The following is a 3,078-nucleotide window of genomic DNA, read 5'->3' as shown; positions in this document are numbered from 1 at the left end:
CCCGGGGTGAGGTCGGCGAAGATGGAGGCGCCGTCGCAGCCGGCGTGCAGCGGGTACCAGCGCGGGGTGCCGGGCGGGCGCTGAAGGCAGATCCCCTTGATCGTCTGTACGTCGAGCAGCCGGACGTGCGTCGGGTCGGCAACCGCGTTCACGTGGCCCCACCACGGGCTCATCACGTGCAGCACGCCGCCCGGCCGGAGCACCCGGTGGCACTCGTCCACCAGCGGCAGGAAGTCGATCAGGTGCTCCAGGATGTGCACCGCGAAGAACACGTCCACCGAGTCGTCGGCCAGCGGCAGCGACCCGGAGAGGTCGGCCACCGCGTCCACCCCGGGCGCCGGGTAGATGTCCAGCCCCAGGTTTCCCGGCCACTGCTTGGTGGCGCCGCAGCCCAGGTCGACCACCACCGGGTCCCGACCGCCGACCCGCACCCGGCACCAGACGCCGAACACCCCGGCCAGCCGGCCGACCAGATCCCGGACCAGGCGCAACTGGGCGGGCTCGGCGACCTCGCCGCTGAGATGGGCCACCCCGCGGTCGAAGCGCACCTCGACCGCCAGGTCGCGCAGCCGGTCGTCGTGCCGGACCTGCTCCGCCCACGCCTCGGTGAGAAAACCGTCGACCGCCCGCAGCCGCTCGGCCGAGGGCGGAGTCGGTGCCATCGCGACCATCGGCCCACCTCCGGCCGCCCGTTACCCGCATCTACGTCCGGTATGCCTGGCCGCTGCCCGAAGGGCGGACGGAGCACCCACCGGCGGCGGGGCGAGCGGACCGGGGCCCGGAAGCCTGGTGGGCTCCGACCGCGTGGGACGTTCCGAGCGCCGGGCGGAGGGCCATGCCTCTGACGCGCCGATACCTCAGAGTCATCAAAATGACTCTGAGGTGTCGCCCTCGTCGGGCTCGGTGGCTCGGACGCCCCACCGCCCCCGAGCGGCGAACGGCCCGGCCGGGCCGCGAGACGCCGCCCTGGCCGCGGGGCCGCCGGGTGAGGGGCCGCCGGGCGAGGGGCCGCCGGGCGAGGGGCCGCCGGGCCGCATCGGGTGCCCGGCAGTCGGGTCAGCCGCTGACGGTGCGGCGGGGCCGGCCGCCGACCCGCATCCGCTGCCGGGGCGGCGGGGCGGCCGGCTTGGGCCGCTTGAGGTGGTAGCGGTGCAGCTCGTTGTTGCCGGGCAGGGACGGGTCCTCGCTCATCGCGACCAGCTCCCAGCCCTGGTCGCCGGCCCGGTTCAGGTGGGCCAGCGCGGTGTCGCCGTAGGGCGTCACGTCGACCATCGAGCCGTCCGGGCCGTACCAGACGAAGACGACCTCCCAACCGATGTCGTTGGTGGCGGCCTGGCGTCGACGGACCAGCAGCGCGTACTCCCACTTGAGCATGGGGTCATTCTCACCCCGCGACCGCCGGCCGGCACGGATCAATCCTCGGCGATCCGTCCCACGTCCACCCGCAGCCGCCGGTTGGTCGTCACCGCGGCCAGCATCCGCCGGTCGTGGGTCACCAGCAGCAGGGTGCCGGGGTAGCTGGCCAGCGCGGACTCCAGCTGCTCGATGGCGGGCAGGTCGAGGTGGTTGGTCGGCTCGTCCAGCACCAGCAGGTTGACCCCGCGCCCCTGCAACAGCGCCAGCGCCGCCCGGGTCCGCTCGCCGGGCGAGAGGGTGGCCGCCGGGCGGAGCACGTGCCCGACGCGCAGGCCGAACTTGGCCAGCAGCGTCCGCGCGTCCGCCGGCGACAGCTCCGGTACGGCGGCCCGGAACGCGTCGATCAGCGGCGCGTCGCCGAGGAAGAGTCCACGGGCCTGGTCAACCTCGCCGACCACCACGCCGGGACCGAGGCTGGCCTGCCCGGAGTCCAGCGGCAGCCGGCCGAGCAGGGCGGCCAGCAGGGTGGACTTGCCGGAGCCGTTCGCCCCGGTCACCGCGACCCGGTCGGCCCAGTCGATCTGGAGGTTCACCGGCCCGAGGGTGAAGCTTCCCCGGCGTACCACCGCATCGCGGAGCGTGGCCACGACGGCGCCGGCGCGGGGCGCGGCGGCGATCTCCATCCGCAGCTCCCACTCCTTGCGCGGCTCCTCGACCACGTCCAGCCGCTCGATCAGCCGCTCGGTCTGCTTGGCCTTCGCGGCCTGCTTCTCGGTCGCCTCCGCCCGGAACTTCCGGCCGATCTTGTCGTTGTCGGTGGCCTTGCGCCGGGCGTTCTTCACGCCCTTCTCCATCCAGGCCCGCTGGGTCCGGGCCCGCGCCTCCAGGGTCGCCCGGGTCTCGGCGTACTCCTCGTAGTCGGCCCGGGCGTGCCGGCGGGCCACCTCGCGCTCCTCCAGGTAGGCCGCGTAGCCGCCGCCGAAGTGGTTGATTTGCTGCTGGGGCAGGTCCAGCTCCAGCACCCGGGTCACCGTGCGGGTGAGGAACTCCCGGTCGTGGCTGACCAGCACGGTGCCGGCCCGCAGCCCGGTGACGAACTGCTCCAGCCGTTCCAGCCCGGCCAGGTCCAGGTCGTTGGTCGGCTCGTCGAGCAGGAAGACGTCGTAGCGGCTGAGCAGCAGCGAGGCGAGCCCGGCCCGGGCCGCCTGGCCGCCGGAGAGCCCGGTCATCGGGTGCTCCAGGTCGACCGCGAGGCCCAGTTCGGCGGCCACCTGCTCAGCCCGCTCGTCCAGGTCGGCGCCGCCGAGGGCGAGCCAACGCTCCAGCGCCTCGGCGTACGTGTCGTCGGCGCCGGGGGTGCCCGCGCTGAGCGCCTCGGTCGCCGCGTCGAGGGCGGCCTGCGCGCCGGTCACCCCGGTGCGCCGGGCCAGGAAGCCCCGAACCGTCTCGCCGGCGCGGCGCTCCGGCTCCTGCGGCAGGTGCCCGACGGTCGCGGTGGGCGGGCTGAGCGTCACGCTGCCGGCCTCCACCGGCAGCAGACCGGCGAGGGTACGCAGCAGCGTCGACTTGCCGGCACCGTTCACCCCGACCAGGCCCACCACGTCTCCGGGCGCGACCACCAGGTCCAACCCCGAGAACAGCGCCCGGTCCCCGTGCCCCGCGGCCAGCCCCTTGACGATCATCGTCGCGCTCATCAGCCCGCCACCCTACCCCGCCCCACGC

General features: G+C 74.8%; 2 protein-coding genes and 1 pseudogene. All 3 read right to left on the bottom strand.

The genetic code is table 11. The features are described from left to right. Positions 1 to 671 (bottom strand): methyltransferase domain-containing protein (locus DLJ47_RS02055; protein ID WP_109898406.1); only part of this gene is annotated, 671 nt, incomplete at its 3' end. Positions 672 to 1,128: 457 nt separating this feature from the next. Further along, positions 1,129 to 1,374, bottom strand: a pseudogene (locus DLJ47_RS02050) (hypothetical protein); the annotation flags it as partial. A 38-nt stretch (positions 1,375 to 1,412) separates the two neighbouring features. Next, entirely contained in the window at positions 1,413 to 3,050 is a 1,638-nt protein-coding gene (locus DLJ47_RS02045; RefSeq protein WP_109898404.1) for an ABC-F family ATP-binding cassette domain-containing protein, read from the bottom strand. Positions 3,051 to 3,078: the final 28 nt, after the last annotated feature.

It is taken from the genome of Micromonospora sp. S4605, from assembly GCF_003176715.1.
In the GTDB taxonomy this organism is placed as follows: Bacteria; Actinomycetota; Actinomycetes; order Mycobacteriales; family Micromonosporaceae; genus Micromonospora; species Micromonospora echinaurantiaca.
This window is presented reverse-complemented; position numbering and strand designations above follow the sequence as displayed.

Excerpts from the sequence above, each read along its gene's own strand:
- DLJ47_RS02045 (WP_109898404.1), bottom strand. The coding sequence starts at position 3,050 with ATGAGCGCGACGATGATCGTCAAGGGGCTGGCCGCGGGGCACGGGGAC.